This is a genomic window from Variovorax sp. 05N34, from assembly GCF_056397405.1.
The window spans coordinates 526,792-542,331 of sequence record NZ_JBFTNI010000004.1; the positions used below are offsets into that span (position 1 = coordinate 526,792).

General features: G+C 62.2%; 12 protein-coding genes and 4 tRNA genes. 10 read left to right on the forward strand and 6 right to left on the reverse strand.

The genetic code is table 11. The features are described 5' to 3' along the window. The first annotated feature begins 30 nt into the window (after window positions 1–30). The 10 genes from AC1DMA_RS14380 (at window position 31) to AC1DMA_RS14425 (ending at window position 8,617) form a co-directional block, all read left to right on the forward strand. Window positions 31–117, forward strand: a tRNA-Leu gene (locus AC1DMA_RS14380). A 33-nt stretch (window positions 118–150) separates the two neighbouring features. Continuing rightward, on the forward strand, window positions 151–1,464 hold the full coding sequence (tig, locus tag AC1DMA_RS14385) for a trigger factor (protein ID WP_478123500.1): 1,314 nt from the start codon (window positions 151–153) through the stop codon (window positions 1,462–1,464). 99 nt (window positions 1,465–1,563) lie between these two features. Next, window positions 1,564–2,172 carry an ATP-dependent Clp endopeptidase proteolytic subunit ClpP gene (gene clpP, locus AC1DMA_RS14390; protein WP_478123499.1) on the forward strand — a complete coding sequence of 203 codons (609 nt, stop codon included), beginning with the start codon at window positions 1,564–1,566 and terminating at the stop codon, window positions 2,170–2,172. 104 nt (window positions 2,173–2,276) lie between these two features. After that, the gene (gene clpX, locus AC1DMA_RS14395; RefSeq protein WP_478123498.1) at window positions 2,277–3,542 is read left to right on the forward strand and encodes an ATP-dependent Clp protease ATP-binding subunit ClpX; all 1,266 of its coding nucleotides are present in this window, start codon (window positions 2,277–2,279) and stop codon (window positions 3,540–3,542) included. Between the two features lie 118 nt (window positions 3,543–3,660). Next, the gene (gene lon, locus AC1DMA_RS14400) at window positions 3,661–6,102 is read left to right on the forward strand and encodes an endopeptidase La (protein ID WP_478123497.1); all 2,442 of its coding nucleotides are present in this window, start codon (window positions 3,661–3,663) and stop codon (window positions 6,100–6,102) included. A gap of 62 nt (window positions 6,103–6,164) precedes the next feature. Further along, window positions 6,165–6,240 (forward strand) — tRNA-Gly (locus AC1DMA_RS14405). 76 nt (window positions 6,241–6,316) lie between these two features. Further along, a tRNA-Cys gene (locus AC1DMA_RS14410) sits at window positions 6,317–6,390 on the forward strand. Between the two features lie 85 nt (window positions 6,391–6,475). Continuing rightward, a tRNA-Leu gene (locus tag AC1DMA_RS14415) sits at window positions 6,476–6,568 on the forward strand. Between the two features lie 22 nt (window positions 6,569–6,590). Continuing rightward, window positions 6,591–7,223, forward strand: a complete 633-nt coding sequence (locus tag AC1DMA_RS14420; RefSeq protein ID WP_478123496.1) for a DUF6806 family protein — start codon at window positions 6,591–6,593, stop codon at window positions 7,221–7,223. Between the two features lie 95 nt (window positions 7,224–7,318). Continuing rightward, the gene (locus AC1DMA_RS14425) at window positions 7,319–8,617 is read left to right on the forward strand and encodes an MFS transporter (protein ID WP_478123495.1); all 1,299 of its coding nucleotides are present in this window, start codon (window positions 7,319–7,321) and stop codon (window positions 8,615–8,617) included. On the opposite strand, the gene AC1DMA_RS14430 is transcribed toward AC1DMA_RS14425, so the two are convergent. From AC1DMA_RS14430 to proV, 6 genes are all read right to left on the reverse strand, one after another. Continuing rightward, complete coding sequence (locus AC1DMA_RS14430) at window positions 8,618–9,379, reverse strand: PA3715 family protein (protein WP_478144611.1); 762 nt, start codon at window positions 9,377–9,379, stop codon at window positions 8,618–8,620. It abuts the gene before it with no gap. Between the two features lie 12 nt (window positions 9,380–9,391). Next, window positions 9,392–10,246, reverse strand: a complete 855-nt coding sequence (gene murI, locus AC1DMA_RS14435; RefSeq protein ID WP_478123493.1) for a glutamate racemase — start codon at window positions 10,244–10,246, stop codon at window positions 9,392–9,394. Then, window positions 10,243–11,796 (reverse strand): fumarate hydratase, encoded by a 1,554-nt coding sequence (locus AC1DMA_RS14440; protein WP_478144612.1) that lies wholly within the window; start codon window positions 11,794–11,796, stop codon window positions 10,243–10,245. The genes murI and AC1DMA_RS14440 overlap by 4 nt, the downstream gene beginning before the upstream one ends. Before the next feature lie 73 nt (window positions 11,797–11,869). Then, a complete protein-coding gene (gene proX / locus AC1DMA_RS14445; RefSeq protein ID WP_478144613.1) occupies window positions 11,870–12,904 on the reverse strand; it encodes a glycine betaine/L-proline ABC transporter substrate-binding protein ProX in 1,035 nt (344 codons plus the stop codon). Beyond that, on the reverse strand, window positions 12,901–14,070 hold the full coding sequence (gene proW / locus AC1DMA_RS14450) for a glycine betaine/L-proline ABC transporter permease ProW (RefSeq protein ID WP_478123491.1): 1,170 nt from the start codon (window positions 14,068–14,070) through the stop codon (window positions 12,901–12,903). The genes proX and proW overlap by 4 nt, the downstream gene beginning before the upstream one ends. A gap of 17 nt (window positions 14,071–14,087) precedes the next feature. Next, the gene (gene proV / locus AC1DMA_RS14455) at window positions 14,088–15,338 is read right to left on the reverse strand and encodes a glycine betaine/L-proline ABC transporter ATP-binding protein ProV (RefSeq protein ID WP_478123490.1); all 1,251 of its coding nucleotides are present in this window, start codon (window positions 15,336–15,338) and stop codon (window positions 14,088–14,090) included. Window positions 15,339–15,540: the final 202 nt, after the last annotated feature.

Here is a 15,540-nt window from a genome sequence, read left to right on the forward strand (position 1 = left end):
CCGCCCGTTTTTCGTTGAATTCTTCGGACCGCGCGGGTGGCGAAATTGGTAGACGCACCAGGTTTAGGTCCTGACGCCAGCAATGGCGTGCCGGTTCGAGTCCGGCCCCGCGCACCAGCCCAATAAGACCTCTCACCAGGAAGACAGAAAATGACCGTGAACGTTGAAACCCTCGACAAGCTCGAACGCAAGATCACGCTGACCTTGCCGGTCGGCACCATCCAGTCCGAGGTCGATTCGCGCCTCAAGAAGCTGGCCCGCACCGTCAAAATGGACGGCTTCCGGCCCGGCAAGGTGCCGATGAACGTCGTGGCCCAGCGCTATGGCTATTCGGTCCATTACGAAGTCATGAACGACAAGGTGGGCGAGGCCTTCTCGCAGGCTGCCAACGAGGCCAAGCTCCGAGTGGCCGGCCAGCCCCGCATCACCGAAAAAGAGAATTCGCCCGAAGGCGAGCTTGCCTTCGACGCCGTCTTCGAAGTCTTCCCCGAAGTCAAGATCAACGACCTGTCCAACGCCGAAGTCGAGAAGCTCAGCGCTGACGTGGGCGACGACGCCATCGACAAGACGCTCGACATCCTGCGCAAGCAGCGTCGCACCTTCGCACAGCGCGCGCAAGACGCCGCTGTCCAGGACGGCGACCGCGTGACCGTCGATTTCGAAGGCAAGATCGAAGGCGAGCCCTTCCAGGGCGGCAAGGCCGACGACTTCCAGTTCATCGTGGGCGAAGGCCAGATGCTCAAGGAATTCGAAGACGCCGTGCGCGGCATGAAGGCAGGCGACAGCCGCACTTTCCCGCTTTCGTTTCCTGCCGACTATCACGGCAAGGACGTCGCCGGCAAGCAAGCCGACTTCATGGTCACCGTGAAGAAAATCGAAGCTTCGCACCTGCCTGAAATCAACGAGCAACTCGCCAAATCGCTTGGCATCGCTGACGCAACGGTCGAAGGTCTTCGTGCAGACATCAAGAAAAACCTCGAGCGGGAAGTCAAATTCCGCCTCCTCGCCCGCAACAAGACCGCGGTCATGGACGCACTGGTCGCCAACGCCGAACTCGACCTGCCGAAGTCCAGTGTCCAGGCAGAAGTCGATCGCATGATCGAAGGCGCCCGCGCCGAACTCAAGCAGCGCGGCATCAAGGACGCCGACAAGGCGCCGATCCCCGACGACGTGTTCCGCCCCCAGGCCGAGCGCCGCGTGCGCCTTGGCCTCGTGGTGGCCGAGCTGGTCCGCGCCAACAACCTGCAAGCCAAGCCCGAGCAGATCAAGGCCCACATCGACGAACTGGCCGCCAGCTACGAGAAGCCCGCTGACGTGGTTCGTTGGTATTTCAGCGACAACCGCCGTTTGGCCGAAGTCGAGGCCGTCGTGATCGAAAACAATGTGACCGACTTCGTGCTCGGCAAGGTCAAGGTCAACGACAAGTCTGTATCCTTCGACGAACTGATGGCCCAACAAGGCTAAATCAGGGCCGCCAGCCGGCAAGCAATCCATGGGGCTTGTGCTTTGTGGCACGAGCCCCATTTCGTCTGGGTAAAGTACAAACCCCTCTGGAGAGCAAACATGAGCGCACAGGAAATTCAAGGCCTCGGCATGGTTCCGATGGTCATCGAGCAGTCAGGCCGCGGCGAGCGTTCGTATGACATCTATTCGCGCCTGCTCAAGGAGCGCGTGATCTTCCTGGTCGGCGAAGTCAACGACCAGACCGCCAACCTCGTGGTGGCGCAGTTGCTGTTCCTCGAGAGCGAAAACCCAGACAAGGACATTTCGTTCTACATCAACTCCCCCGGCGGCAGCGTCAGCGCCGGCATGGCGATCTACGACACCATGCAGTTCATCAAGCCGGACGTGTCGACGCTGTGCATCGGCTTTGCGGCGAGCATGGGCGCATTCCTCCTGGCTGCAGGCGAAAAGGGCAAGCGCTTTTCGCTGCCGAATTCCAAGATCATGATTCACCAGGTCCTGGGCGGTGCACGCGGACAAGCGACGGACATCGAGATCCATGCACGCGACATCCTCAAGACCCGTGAGCAAATGAACCGCATCCTGGCGGACCGGACCGGCCAGTCACTCGAGAAAATCGCCCGTGATACCGAGCGCGACTACTTCCTGACTGCCGACGAATCCAAGGATTACGGCCTCATCGACCAGGTGATCGCCAAGCGCACCTGACCGCCGCCATTAAGGCGCCCGAGCAACGACGGCGTTTTCCCACACGGGAAACGCCGTTTTTGTTTCGCTATCATTGTTAAACCCCAGTTACGAGGCATTTGTCCATGGCCGAGAAAAAAGGCTCCTCCAGCGAAAAAACGCTCTACTGCTCGTTCTGCGGGAAGAGCCAGCACGAGGTCAAGAAGCTGATCGCGGGGCCTTCGGTATTCATTTGCGACGAATGCATCGATCTTTGCAACGAGATCATCCGTGACGAGCTTCCAGCTGGCGAAGAATCGCGCGAAGCGCGCAGCGACCTGCCCACGCCGCTGGAAATCAAGTCCAACCTCGACAACTACGTGATCGGACAGGAGCCGGCAAAGCGAATGCTGTCGGTTGCGGTCTACAACCACTACAAGCGTCTGCGCCACAAGGAAAAATCCAAGGGCGAGGATGTCGAACTCAGCAAGAGCAACATCCTGCTGATCGGACCGACCGGCTCGGGCAAGACGCTGCTGGCGCAAACGCTCGCGCGCATGCTCGACGTTCCTTTCGTCATGGCCGATGCAACCACGTTGACCGAAGCCGGCTATGTTGGCGAAGACGTCGAGAACATCATCCAGAAGCTGCTTCAAAGCTGCAACTACGAGGTGGAGCGCGCGCAGCGCGGCATCGTCTACATCGACGAAATCGACAAGATCTCGCGCAAGTCCGACAACCCCTCGATCACCCGCGACGTGTCGGGCGAGGGCGTGCAGCAGGCTCTGCTGAAGCTGATCGAAGGCACCATGGCCAGCGTGCCGCCGCAGGGCGGCCGCAAGCATCCCAACCAGGATTTCCTGCAAATCGACACGACCAACATCCTCTTCATCTGCGGAGGTGCTTTCGCCGGCCTCGAGAAGGTGATTGAAAACCGGACCGAAGCCTCGGGTATCGGCTTTGGTGCGTCGGTCAAGAGCAAGAAGCAGCGCAGCCTCACCGAGGTATTCCGCGAGGTCGAGCCCGAAGATCTGATCAAGTTTGGCCTCATTCCCGAATTGGTCGGTCGCATGCCGGTCGTGGCGTCGCTCGCTGAACTCAGCGAGGACGCGCTCGTCCAGATCCTCACCGAACCCAAGAACGCTGTCGTCAAGCAGTTCACTAAGCTGCTGCAGATGGAAGGCGTCGACCTCGAGATCCGCCCTGCGGCGCTCAAGGCGATCGCGCGCAAGGCGCTGGCGCGCAAGACTGGCGCGCGAGGCTTGCGTTCGATCCTGGAGCAGTCGCTCATCGACACCATGTTCGAGCTGCCGAATGCGACCAATGTCGACAAGGTGGTGGTCGAAGAATCGACGATCGACGAGAACAAGCCGCCGCTGCTCGTCTATCGCGAAGCCGCGAAGAAGGCTTGATGACCTCGGACCCGGCCGCTTTCAGACAGGCGTCCGGCGTCTTCGGCGAATACTCTGCCCGCGGGCTTGAAAAGCGCGCGCGGCCGACCATCTTTCCATGATCAATTAAAGGATTTCCATGTCCGGTCATACCCCCCTGCCTGCTACCGAACTCGACTTGCCGCTGCTTCCGTTGCGCGATGTGGTCGTGTTTCCCCACATGGTGATTCCGCTGTTCGTGGGACGTCCCAAGAGCATCAAGGCGCTCGAACTCGCCATGGAAGCGGAACGCCGCATCATGCTTGTGGCCCAGAAGGCCGCCGCCAAGGATGAGCCTTCGGTCGAAGACATGTTCGAGGTCGGTTGCATCTCGACCATCCTGCAGATGCTGAAGCTGCCCGACGGCACCGTCAAGGTGCTGGTCGAAGGCCAGCAGCGCGCACGCGTCAACCGCATCGACGACAGCGAAACGCACTTTTCCGCAAACGTGACACCCGTCGAACTGGCCGATATTGCGCCGCAGAAGGGCACCGAAGTCGAAGCACTGCGCCGCGCGGTAATGCAGCAGTTCGACCAGTACGTCAAGCTCAACAAGAAGATCCCCCCGGAGATCCTCACGTCGATCTCGAGCATCGATGATCCGGGCCGTCTTGCGGACACCATTGCCGCGCATCTGCCTCTGAAACTCGACAACAAACAGGCTGTGCTCGACCTCGACGACATCAAGTCGCGGCTCGAAAACCTGTTTGGCCAGTTGGAGCGCGAGGTCGACATCCTCAACGTCGATAAGAAGATTCGCGGGCGTGTCAAGCGCCAGATGGAAAAGAACCAGCGCGACTTCTACCTGAACGAACAAGTCAAGGCGATCCAGAAAGAACTTGGCGAAGGCGAAGAGGGTGCCGACATCGAGGAGATCGAGAAGAAGATCAAGCTCGCCAAGATGCCGAAGGAAGCGCTCAAGAAGGCTGAAGGCGAGCTCAAGAAGCTCAAGCTCATGTCGCCGATGTCAGCCGAAGCGACCGTCGTGCGCAACTACATCGATGTGCTGATCGGCCTGCCGTGGAGCAAGAAGACAAAGATCAAGCACGACCTGGCGCATGCCGAAGAAGTGCTCAACGAGGACCACTACGGGCTCGAAAAGGTTAAGGACCGCATTCTTGAATATCTTGCAGTGCAGCAACGCGTGGACAAGGTCAAGGCGCCGATTCTGTGCCTCGTCGGGCCACCCGGGGTGGGCAAGACCTCGCTCGGGCAGTCGATTGCCAAGGCGACCGGCCGCAAGTACACGCGCATGGCGCTGGGCGGCATGCGAGACGAGGCCGAGATTCGCGGCCACCGCCGCACCTACATCGGCGCGCTGCCGGGCAAGGTGCTGCAAAGCCTGAACAAGGTCGGCACGCGCAACCCACTGTTCCTGCTGGACGAAATCGACAAGCTGGGCACCGACTTCCGCGGCGATCCGTCGAGCGCTCTGCTCGAAGTGCTGGACCCGGAGCAGAACCACACGTTCGGCGATCACTACGTGGAGGTCGATTTCGATCTGAGCGACGTGATGTTCGTCGCGACCTCTAACTCGATGAACATCCCTCCGGCCCTCTTGGACCGAATGGAAGTGATTCGACTCGCGGGCTACACCGAAGACGAGAAGACGCACATCGCGCTGAAGTATCTGCTGCCCAAGCAGATGAAGAACAACGGCGTGAAGGATGACGAACTGCTCATCTCCGAAGAGGCGGTGCGTGACATCGTGCGCTACTACACGCGCGAGGCGGGCGTTCGTTCGCTCGAACGCGAACTCTCCAAGATCTGCCGCAAGGTGGTCAAGGGACTGCTGCTCAAGAAGATGGTGCCGCAGGTTGTCGTGAACGGCGAGAACCTCAACGATTTCCTGGGCGTGCGCAAATACACGTTCGGCCTTGCAGAGAAGCAGAACCAGGTCGGGCAGGTCGTTGGGCTCGCGTGGACGGAAGTCGGCGGCGACTTGCTCACGATCGAAGCCGTCACGATGCCCGGCAAGGGTGTGATCAGTCGCACGGGTTCGCTCGGTGACGTGATGAAGGAGTCCGTCGAAGCCGCACGCACTGTGGTCCGCAGCAGGTCTCGTCGACTTGGTATCAAGGACGAAGTGTTCGAGAAGCGTGACATTCACATCCACGTACCGGACGGCGCCACCCCCAAGGACGGCCCGAGCGCGGGTGCTGCAATGACGACGGCTTTCGTGTCGGCGCTCACAGGCATCCCGGTGCGTGCTGATGTCGCCATGACGGGCGAGATCACTTTGCGCGGCGAAGTCACGGCCATCGGCGGCTTAAAGGAAAAGTTGCTGGCTGCCTTGCGTGGCGGTATCAAGACCGTGCTGATCCCGGAAGAGAACGCCAAGGACCTGCAGGATATCCCCGAGAACGTGAAGAACGGCCTCGAGATCGTGCCTGTGAAGTGGATCGACAAGGTGCTGGAAATTGCTCTCGAGAAGTCGCCAACGCCGCTGTCGGACGAAGAGGTTGCCGCCTCAGCGGCGGCAGTCGCCGAGCTGGCCAAGCAGCGCGCTGCGCAACCGGCGGAAGGTTCGATCAAGCACTGACACGTCGATGCGTTCGAGTTGCGAGAGACTAAAAATATGCTCTATAATTCGAGGCTCGAAACGCGGGAATAGCTCAGTTGGTAGAGCGCAACCTTGCCAAGGTTGAGGTCGAGAGTTCGAGACTCTTTTCCCGCTCCAGTTTTGAAAAAGGGAAGCGCAGGCTTCCCTTTTTTTCGCTGATTTCTTACGACTTCAAAATCTCGGCAACGAGAGTGGCGCGATAGCAAAGCGGTTATGCAACGGATTGCAAATCCGTCTAGCCCGGTTCGACTCCGGGTCGCGCCTCCACCGATTCCAATGCCAAAACACAGTCCCGCCAAACAACGTTGTCGGGACTGTTTTCGTTTGGGGTATCGTCGACGTTCGACGGGAAGCCCGGATGGTGAAATTGGTAGACACATCGGACTTAAAATCCGCCGCTTCCTGCATAAGGGGCGTACCGGTTCGACCCCGGTTCCGGGCACCACCACACTACAAGGGAGCAAGACATGCCTCGCTATAACGCTCCGTTCGAAATCCATGTACACGGCGATGTGCCGCTGCGCTCGGATGCGAATTTCGAGCAGATCCAGGAAGCGCTGAAGCCGCTGTGGAAATATGCCGGCGCACGATCGCTCGCCGACGGCGCGACCAGCGTCTATGAAGAAGAGCCCGGGATCCGCTTCGAACAGAAAGAGCACATGCTCCAGATCTGCTGGACCGTGGCCGGGGACGACGATTTCCGTCAGGCGCTCGACGAAATGTGCATGGCTCTCAATGAGCTCGCTGAGCAGGGCGCCGCGCTCGAAGTCACCTTCTACGACACCGACTTCGACGAAGAGGAAGGCGACCCCGACCAGGAGTCGCGTGATGACTTCCTGATGCTGTTCGTCGGCCCCAACCCTGCCGCGATCATGCAGGTCCAGCGCGACCTGCTCGTGGAAGATGTGGTGAACCTGATGGAGCGTCACTTCGATGGTGCTGAACTCGGCGGCGTCGTGGCGGAGATCGACAAGCTCTTCGGCGATCGGTTCGACGCACTGGTCAATTCGCTCGAAATCGGAAAACGGCCGCGTGGCGGCACCGGTGGCGCCGGCAGCGGCGGACACGGCGGTGGTCGTCGTCCGCGTCATCTGCACTAGCCCAGAGCGCGCTAGCGAGCCAACAAGCGTTCGCGACACGGAGCGGTAAGGTCGCTCCGCTATGCTCGGCGACGATCTTTGCAGAGGAACGTCGCTTGGCTCTATTTCCCCAGTCCGCCCTCCGACCCGGCGTGCGCAAGCGCGAAGTGTTCGGCTGGGCCATGTACGACTTCGCAAACTCCGGCTATACGACCGTCGTCATCACAGCCGTGTTCGCCGCCTACTTCGTCGGCGGCATCGCGCAGGGCGCGGCGTGGGGCGCATTGGCGTGGTCGGTGGCGCTGAGCATTTCGTACGCGCTCGTAATGTTGACCATGCCGGCGATCGGTGCCTGGGCCGACATGCGAGCGGCCAAGAAGCGCGTGTTGATCCTGTCCACCGTCGGGTGTGTGATCGGCACCGCTGCGCTTGCCTTTACGCCACGCGTCGTCGGAATGCAGGGGGTTCTCGTGGCCATGGCGCTGGTCGTCGTCTCCAACACGTTCTATTCGTACGGCGAATCCATTACCGGTGCATTCCTGCCAGAGCTCGCGACTGTCGAAGGCATGGGCAAGGTGAGTGGCTGGGGCTGGGCCTTCGGCTATCTGGGAGGCATGCTTGCGCTGGGGCTGTGCCTGGCGTACGTCCTGTGGGCGCAAGCCAGGGGCTTGCCTGCTGCGCACTTCGTGCCGGTCACGATGCTGATCACCGCCGCCCTCTATGGCGTAGCCGCTTGTGCCACGTTCGTCCTGCTGCCGGAGCGAGCGATGCCTCGGGCGAACGAGACTGCGCCCAGCGCATGGCGGCAGTTGCAGAGCACCTTCCGCGAGGCTCGCGCGTACCGCGATTTCATGTGGCTCCTTGCGTGCACTGTTTCTTACCAGGGGGGCGTGGCCGTGGCGATCACGCTTGCCGCCATCTATGCCGAGCAAGTGATTGGCTTCGTGCCGAGCGAAACCATGGTGCTGATTTTTGTGCTGAACATTGCCGCGGCGCTCGGCGCCTTCATTTTTGGCTATTGGCAGGACAGCCTGGGGCACAAGCGTTCGCTGGCGGGAACGCTTGTAGCTTGGATCCTTGTCTGTCTGATTGCTGCGTCCGTGACGACCAAAAGCGGGTTCTGGTTGGCGGCCACCATCGCAGGACTTGCGATGGGATCAAGTCAATCGGCGGGCCGTGCGATGACTGGCGTGTTGGCCCCGCCGCGCCAACTCGCGGAGTTCTTTGGCTTGTGGACTTTCGCGACCCGCCTCGCCAGCATCGTGGGGCCGCTGAGCTACGGTGTCATCACCTGGATGTCCGGCGGCAACCAGCGAATTGCGATCCTCGCGACCACGGTCTTGTTCGTCGCCGGCCTCGTCATGCTGCTGCCGATCGATATGCGGCGCGGCCGCGAGGCGGCCTTGCGGGCCTGACTAGCCCGCTGCAGCCCGTTTCGACGCGCGGTAAACGGTGCCATCAAAGCGCAGCAGGGTCGATTTGAATTTCGTCGGGAGTTGCTGCGACACACATTCCTCGCCCTGGAGGAGCGACTGGCTTTCCGAGCGCGCCTCACGCAGCATCAGGTCCGCGCTCCCGTTCGTCGCCGTGTGCATGACCGACAGCGTACCGCGGACGGTCTCGAAATCGCCCGTGCAGTTGGTGTCCCATTCGCCGCGCTCGAGCGTTGTCTCAAGTCCATCGAGCACCTTGGCGAGCTTTGCGCCTTGCGGCAGGTACAGCGACAGCGTTTCGCTCGCGTATGGATTCGCTCGCGAAGAGCCCTGCCGCAGGATCCTCAAGCCGAACGCGCGCGCATCCGGGGCCAGTGTGTAGCGCGCCGTATCGACCCGGATCTCGGCAATACGTACCGCGTCTTCGGTGAGAGCGTCCTCGTCGAGGAGTCTGCTGACGATCCTTGCGCGTTCGGTGTTCCCGTTGTCCGCCTGCTGGACGACCAGAACGTCCAGGTCGAACTGCGTGGCGTCGGACTCCGAACCAGTTCGCGGCATGGGCAGCACGACGACAAAGCGGCCGGGAAAGCCCCTCCAGGGCTCGCACACAGCGCGTTCATGGTCAAGGATGCGCTTGGGATGCAGCTTGGCGTGCATGCGTTCGGCCAGGCCGGTGTCGCAAGCGGCATGCGCAGCGATGCTGAAGAAGCCGAGGAGCCAGGCAATGACGAACGCGCGGCGCATGCTTGGGGCGGCTCAGGCGGTTGCTGCGTCTTGGGTGCGGGCAAGGCTTGCTCGGCCGCCCGGTCGCGCAAGCCAGCGCGCGGCAGCGGCCTCGAGCGATTCCGGTGCGTCGCTGCTGAGCAGTCTGACGGCACCTTCGCCATCTTCGGCAAGCTGACCGGACCGTTCCAGCAAACGGCGTGTCTGCTGCGCCACCGGAGCACCAGTGTCGATGAAGCTCACCGAATCGCCTGTCACTCGCCGCAGGGCGCCAGCGATGAAGGGGTAATGCGTGCAGCCGAGAACCAGCGTGTCGATTTCCCCTGGCTCTCCGCCGAAACGGCCGACATCGCCAAGATATTTTTGGCACAGTTCGGCGATTCGGGCGGCGTCACCGCGTTCGATGGCACCTGCAAGCCCATCGCAGGGGACGATGCTGAAGGTCGCTTGTGCATCGAGAGAGGATCGCAGCGCCTCGAACTTGCGACTCTCGAGCGTCACGCGTGTCGCAATCACGGCGATGTGCCTCGTGCTGCTGCGCGCGACCGCCGGTTTGAGAGCGGGTTCGACGCCAATGATCGGGAGCGTTGGGTGGTCGGCGCGCAACAGGTGGATCGCAGCCGCCGTCGCTGTGTTGCAAGCGACGACAAGCGCCTTGATTCGATGACGTTCGAGCAGGTGGCGTGTGACAACGCGGCTGCGGTCGCCGACGAATGCATCGCCCCGCTCCCCGTAAGGTGCGTGAGCGGTGTCGGCGAAATAGACGAATCGTTCGCGCGGCAACTCGCCGCAGAGCGCATTGAGAACGCTCAGTCCTCCGATCCCGCTATCGAAAACGCCGATCGGCCGATCGGCGCCATCGCCCACGTCGACCGCCGTCGCGCTCAAGCCGGTTCCAGCGTGATCGTCTTGAATTCGCCGCTGGCGATTCGCTTCTGCCATTCGGCGGGGCCGGTGATGTGGGCACTCGTGCCGCCGGAATCGACCGCCACCGTCACCGGCATGTCGACGACGTCGAACTCGTAGATCGCTTCCATGCCGAGGTCCGCAAAGCCGACGACCTTGGCGGTCTTGATCGCCTTGCTCACGAGGTACGCCGCACCGCCAACGGCCATGAGGTAGGCGCTCTGGTGCTTCTTGATGGCCTCGATGGCGACCGGGCCTCGCTCGGCCTTGCCGATCATGGCGATCAGGCCGGTCTGGGCCAGCATCATTTCTGTGAAGCCGTCCATGCGCGTTGCCGTTGTCGGGCCGGCAGGGCCGACGGCCTCGTTCTTGACCGGATCGACCGGTCCGACGTAGTAGATCACGCGGTTGGTGAAGTCCACCGGCAGCTTCTCGCCCTTGGCGAGCATGTCGGCGATGCGCTTGTGCGCGGCGTCGCGGCCGGTCAGCATCTTGCCGTTGAGCAACAGCGTGTCGCCGGGCTTCCAGCTGGCGACTTCCGCCGGCGTGAGTTTGTCGAGGTCGACACGCTTGCTCTTGTTGTAGTCGGGCGCCCAGTCGATCTTCGGCCAGAGGTCGAGTGATGGTGCTTCCAGGTAAACGGGCCCGGAGCCGTCGAGCACGAAGTGCGCGTGCCGCGTCGCCGCGCAATTCGGAATCATCGCGACCGGCTTGCTCGCGGCATGCGTCGGGTACATCTTGATCTTGATGTCGAGCACGGTCGAAAGCCCACCGAGGCCTTGTGCGCCGATGCCCAGCGCATTTACTTTCTCGTAGAGCTCGATGCGCAGCGCTTCGACCTTCGTGAGCTCGGCGCCGGAAGCCTTCTTGGCTTGCAACTCGTGCATGTCGAGGTCGTCCATCAGGCTTTCCTTGGCCATCAGCGCGGCCTTCTCGGCGGTGCCGCCAATGCCGATGCCCAGCATGCCTGGCGGACACCAGCCGGCGCCCATCGTCGGCACAGTCTTCAGCACCCAGTCGACGACGCTGTCGCCCGGGTTTAGCATGGCCAGCTTGCTCTTGTTTTCGCTGCCGCCGCCCTTGGCCGCGACGGTGACTTCGACGGTGTTGCCCGGAACGATCTCGGTGAAGATCACAGCCGGCGTGTTGTCCTTGGTGTTCTTGCGATCGAACTGGGGGTCGGCAACGACCGATGCGCGCAGCGTGTTGTCCGGATGGTTGTAGCCCTGGCGCACACCTTCGTTGACGGCATCTTCGAGGCTTCCCGTGAAGCCGCCCCAGCGCACATCCATGCCAACCTTGAGAAACACGTTGACGATGCCCGTGTCCTGGCAGATCGGGCGATGACCGGTGGCGCTCATCTTGCTGTTGGTCAGGATCTGCGCCATTGCATCCTTGGCGGCGGGGCTTTGCTCCCGCTCGTACGCCTTGGCGAGGTGAGCGATGTAGTCGGTGGGATGGTAGTAGCTGATGTACTGGAGCGCAGCGGCGACCGATTCGATCAGGTCGCCCTGCTGGATGGTGGTGGTCATGGTGGGAAGGTTCTTGGAATTGGGGACGCCCGCCGATTATCTCAGCCCCACCAACGGCGGACGGATGCCCGGCTCAGGTGTCGCCAGCGAGCGCCTGTTCGATCCAGCCGTCGAACTGCTGCTGGTGAACCCTGATCCAGCCGTCGACGTGGCGCTCGATGTCCCTCTGCGTGTTCGCGCCCTGGCTCATGCGCAAGTTCTGGGCGTTGATGTCGGCGATCGGGAGGCTCATCACTTCGAACAGCCGGCCTGCAACGGGGTTCGCCTCGGCGAACTGGCGGTTGGCGACGATTTGTTGCTGGTCGGCGGGAAAGCCATAGTCCTTCCCGTTCGGAAGGCGGGTTTCGCTCGGCTCACCTTGCGCGTTCGATGCGGGCACCTGGAGCCACACCACGTCGATCCCGGGTCGCAGCACCGCGCTCACCCAATAAGGAGTCCAGGTGTAGTAGATGACCGGCTGACCCTCCTTGAAGCGGGCGATGGTGTCGGCCATCAGGGCGGCATAGCTTCCTTGCTTGTGCGTGACGGCGTCATGCAACCGGTAGGCCGACAGGTGCTTTTCGATCGCGAGCTCGCATCCCCATCCGGGGTTGCAGCCGGTCAGGTCCGCCTTGCCATCGCCGTCGGTATCGAACAGCTTTGCAATCTCGGGGTCCTTCAGCTGCCCGATGTTCGTGATGTTGTATTGATCGGCAGTCTTTTTGTCGATCAAGTAGCCCTGGACCGCGCCGTCTGCATAGACACCCTTGCGCAAGAGCTTGGCGTCACCGCCGCTGTTCTTGTAGAAGTCGGCATGCAGGGTGTGYCAGTGACTCGCCATGAAGGTGGCGTCGCCATTGGCGATCGCCAGGTGCTCGGTGGCGGGTTCGAGATCCTTGACCGGTGCCACCGTGTAGCCCAATTTTTCGAGCGCCCTGGACACCAGAAGTGTCTGGAACATCTCTTCTGCCAGTGAACTCTTGAGCGGTTGCACCGTAATGCCTTTGCCCGGCAGGTTTTCGGCACGGGCTTGAACGCCCAGACCGAGACCGAGGACCAGCATGCCGGTGGCCCACAAGGCGAGCGCGAAAGGGCGCTTGAACGAATGCGTAAGGTGTGTTCTCTTCATGCCTTGAATCCTTGGGTCGAGAGTTCCGGCGCCGCTGAGTCGGCGGTGCGCGGCCCGGCCATGGTTCTTTGCAACAGGCGCAGCGCGGAGCCGACCGGGCCTGCCTGCCACCAGTGGCGTGCGCTGCTCCGGCGCGACCGGCCCATCGCCTGGGTGAGGCGGTCCAGCGAAATCGCCAGCAGCACGATGCCCAAGCCGCCCACCGTTGCCAGACCCATGTCGAGCCGGCCGATGCCGCGCAGCACCATCTGGCCGAGTCCGCCCACAGCGATCATCGAAGCGATCACGACCATCGAGAGCGACAGCATCAGCGCCTGGTTGATGCCCGCCATGATCGATGGCATGGCCAGCGGCAATTGCACTTTCACGAGCATCTGCCAGGGCGAAGCGCCATAGGCGCGCGCCGCTTCGATCAGGTCGGGCCGCACCTGCCGGATGCCCAGGGTGGTCAGGCGCACCAGTGGCGCCAGCGCGAAGATGATGGTCACGATCACGCCGGGCACATTGCCAATGCCGAAAAGCATCACAACCGGTACCAGATAGACGAAGGCGGGCGTGGTCTGCATGGCATCGAGCACCGGCCGCATGACCCGCTCCGCGCGATCACTGTTCGCCAGCAGCACGCCCAGCGGCAGGCCAATGAGCAGGCAGAACAGCAGCGAGGTCAGCACCAGGGACAGCGTCACCATGGCTTCCGGCCAGATGCCGAGCATCGCCACCGCGAGCAGCGACAGCATGGTTCCGACCGCGAGTGCGCGGCCCGCAAACTGCCAGGCCAAGAGGCCGATCAACACGATCATCGCAAGCGCGGGCATTCCGTTGAGAAGACCCTGCATCCACGTCAACGTGCCGTCGATGGGCAACCGCACGCTCTGGAAAAACGGTCGGAAGTTCTGGACGACCCAGCCCAATCCTTGATTGATCCACGATTCGATTGGCAAAGAGCCGTCCCAGAGTTGATGCAATTGAAAGCCGCTCGCGGCGGAGTCCGCCGAAGCCGCCAGTGTGTGGACCGAATCTGCTGGAGCATCGAGCCACGCGCTTGAAGATGAAGGGTCGGGCGCAATCGACAACGCGGCCCAAGGATCGGTCGGAGTTTCCGGTGGTAGCGACGTCATGGCATCGTTCAGCGGAGCAAGTTCAGTCGGAAGTGCTGTGTCGTTCATGGCGAGATCCTTCGCAATCAGAGGGCTTCAGCGATGGCCGCAAGCGGTGTGGCCGGCACCGGCTCCACCGGCGGCGTATCGCGATCGAGGAATTTCAGCAAGGTGGTCTTGCTGATGGCGCCGCAGAAACGGCCGTCGCCAGCCACGACGGGCACGGCGCAGGGCGCTTGCGCCACTTGGCCGAAAAGGCCGGCGACATGCGCATCCGCGGCGATCGGCGCCAGCGCGGGCAGGAATGCGTGATGCAAGCCGAGGGGGCCTGAGTGGCCCTCCAGGGCAGAGCGCAGCGCGTCGGCCGATACCGTTCCGAGGTATTTCTTGCCGGGTGACACCACGTAGGCGAAGTCGCGGTCCTGTTCTTCGAGCAACTTGAGCGCTGCGCGCGCCCCGCGGTCGGTATGTTCCGAGACCACGGTGAGCGATTTGCGCGCGATATCCGCCGCCTTGAACACAGCCGCCGCATCGACCCCGCGCACGAAACTGCGGACGAAGTCGTCGGCAGGGCTGCGAAGGATTTCATCGGGCGTGCCCACCTGGATCACGCGCCCGTCTTTCATGATCGCGATGCGGTCGCCGATGCGCATGGCTTCGTCGAGATCGTGCGAGATGAAGACAATGGTCCGGCGTCGCACCTGTTGGAGACGCAGCAATTCAGACTGCATCTCCGTGCGGATGATCGGATCGAGCGCCGAAAAAGCCTCGTCCATCAAGAGGATCGAGGGGTCTGAAGCGAGTGCGCGCGCCAGTCCGACACGCTGTTGCATGCCCCCCGACAACTCGTCCGGATAGCTGTCGCCCCAGCCGGCCAGGCCGACTTGCGCCAGCGCCTGTTCGGCTTGCTCCAGCCGTTCCTTCTTGCTGGCGCCCGCGAGTTCCAGCCCGAAGGCGGTGTTCTCGCGCACTGTCATGTGCGGCATCAGTGCGAACGACTGGAACACCATGCTGATGTCCTTGCGCCGGAGGTCGCGCAGTTTCGCGTCCGAGTGGCCGTTGATGTCGGCACCGTTGATGACGATGCGCCCGGACGTCGGTTCGATCAGGCGATTGAGCAATCGCACCAGCGTGGACTTGCCTGAGCCCGACAGGCCCATGATGACGAAGATCTCGCCCGCATGAATATCGAAGGTCGCGTCGAAGACGCCGATCGACTGCCCTGTGCGAGCCAGGATTTCTTCTTTGGAAAGTCCTTGCTTGACCAGGTCCAGTGCCTGTTCCGGCTGGTCGCCGAATACCTTGAACACATGATCGATGAGAATTCCTTTGGCCATACGCCCGGGCTCCTTTGTTGAGTTTGAAAAGAGCGCCCTCGCGAGGGCGACCCGCAGCCGCGCCGTCGGTCAATAGGATCAGTCGGCGACTGCGCTGGAGTCGTCGCGAACCTGAGTGAGCTTGGCTTGGCAGTGGGGCCGGAACAGGCCGGCCGTGGCTCGGGCCGAGGCCCGGAGCCGAACCTCCACCGCGACGGGATTC

Excerpts from the sequence above, each read along its gene's own strand:
- proW (WP_478123491.1), bottom strand. The coding sequence starts at position 14,070 with ATGAACGACACAGCACTTCCGACTGAACTTGCTCCGCTGAACGATGCC.
- tig (WP_478123500.1), top strand. The coding sequence starts at position 151 with ATGACCGTGAACGTTGAAACCCTCGACAAGCTCGAACGCAAGATCACG.
- AC1DMA_RS14440 (WP_478144612.1), bottom strand. The coding sequence starts at position 11,796 with ATGACCACCACCATCCAGCAGGGCGACCTGATCGAATCGGTCGCCGCT.
- proV (WP_478123490.1), bottom strand. The coding sequence starts at position 15,338 with ATGGCCAAAGGAATTCTCATCGATCATGTGTTCAAGGTATTCGGCGAC.
- clpX (WP_478123498.1), top strand. The coding sequence starts at position 2,277 with ATGGCCGAGAAAAAAGGCTCCTCCAGCGAAAAAACGCTCTACTGCTCG.
- clpP (WP_478123499.1), top strand. The coding sequence starts at position 1,564 with ATGAGCGCACAGGAAATTCAAGGCCTCGGCATGGTTCCGATGGTCATC.
- AC1DMA_RS14420 (WP_478123496.1), top strand. The coding sequence starts at position 6,591 with ATGCCTCGCTATAACGCTCCGTTCGAAATCCATGTACACGGCGATGTG.
- lon (WP_478123497.1), top strand. The coding sequence starts at position 3,661 with ATGTCCGGTCATACCCCCCTGCCTGCTACCGAACTCGACTTGCCGCTG.
- AC1DMA_RS14430 (WP_478144611.1), bottom strand. The coding sequence starts at position 9,379 with ATGCGCCGCGCGTTCGTCATTGCCTGGCTCCTCGGCTTCTTCAGCATC.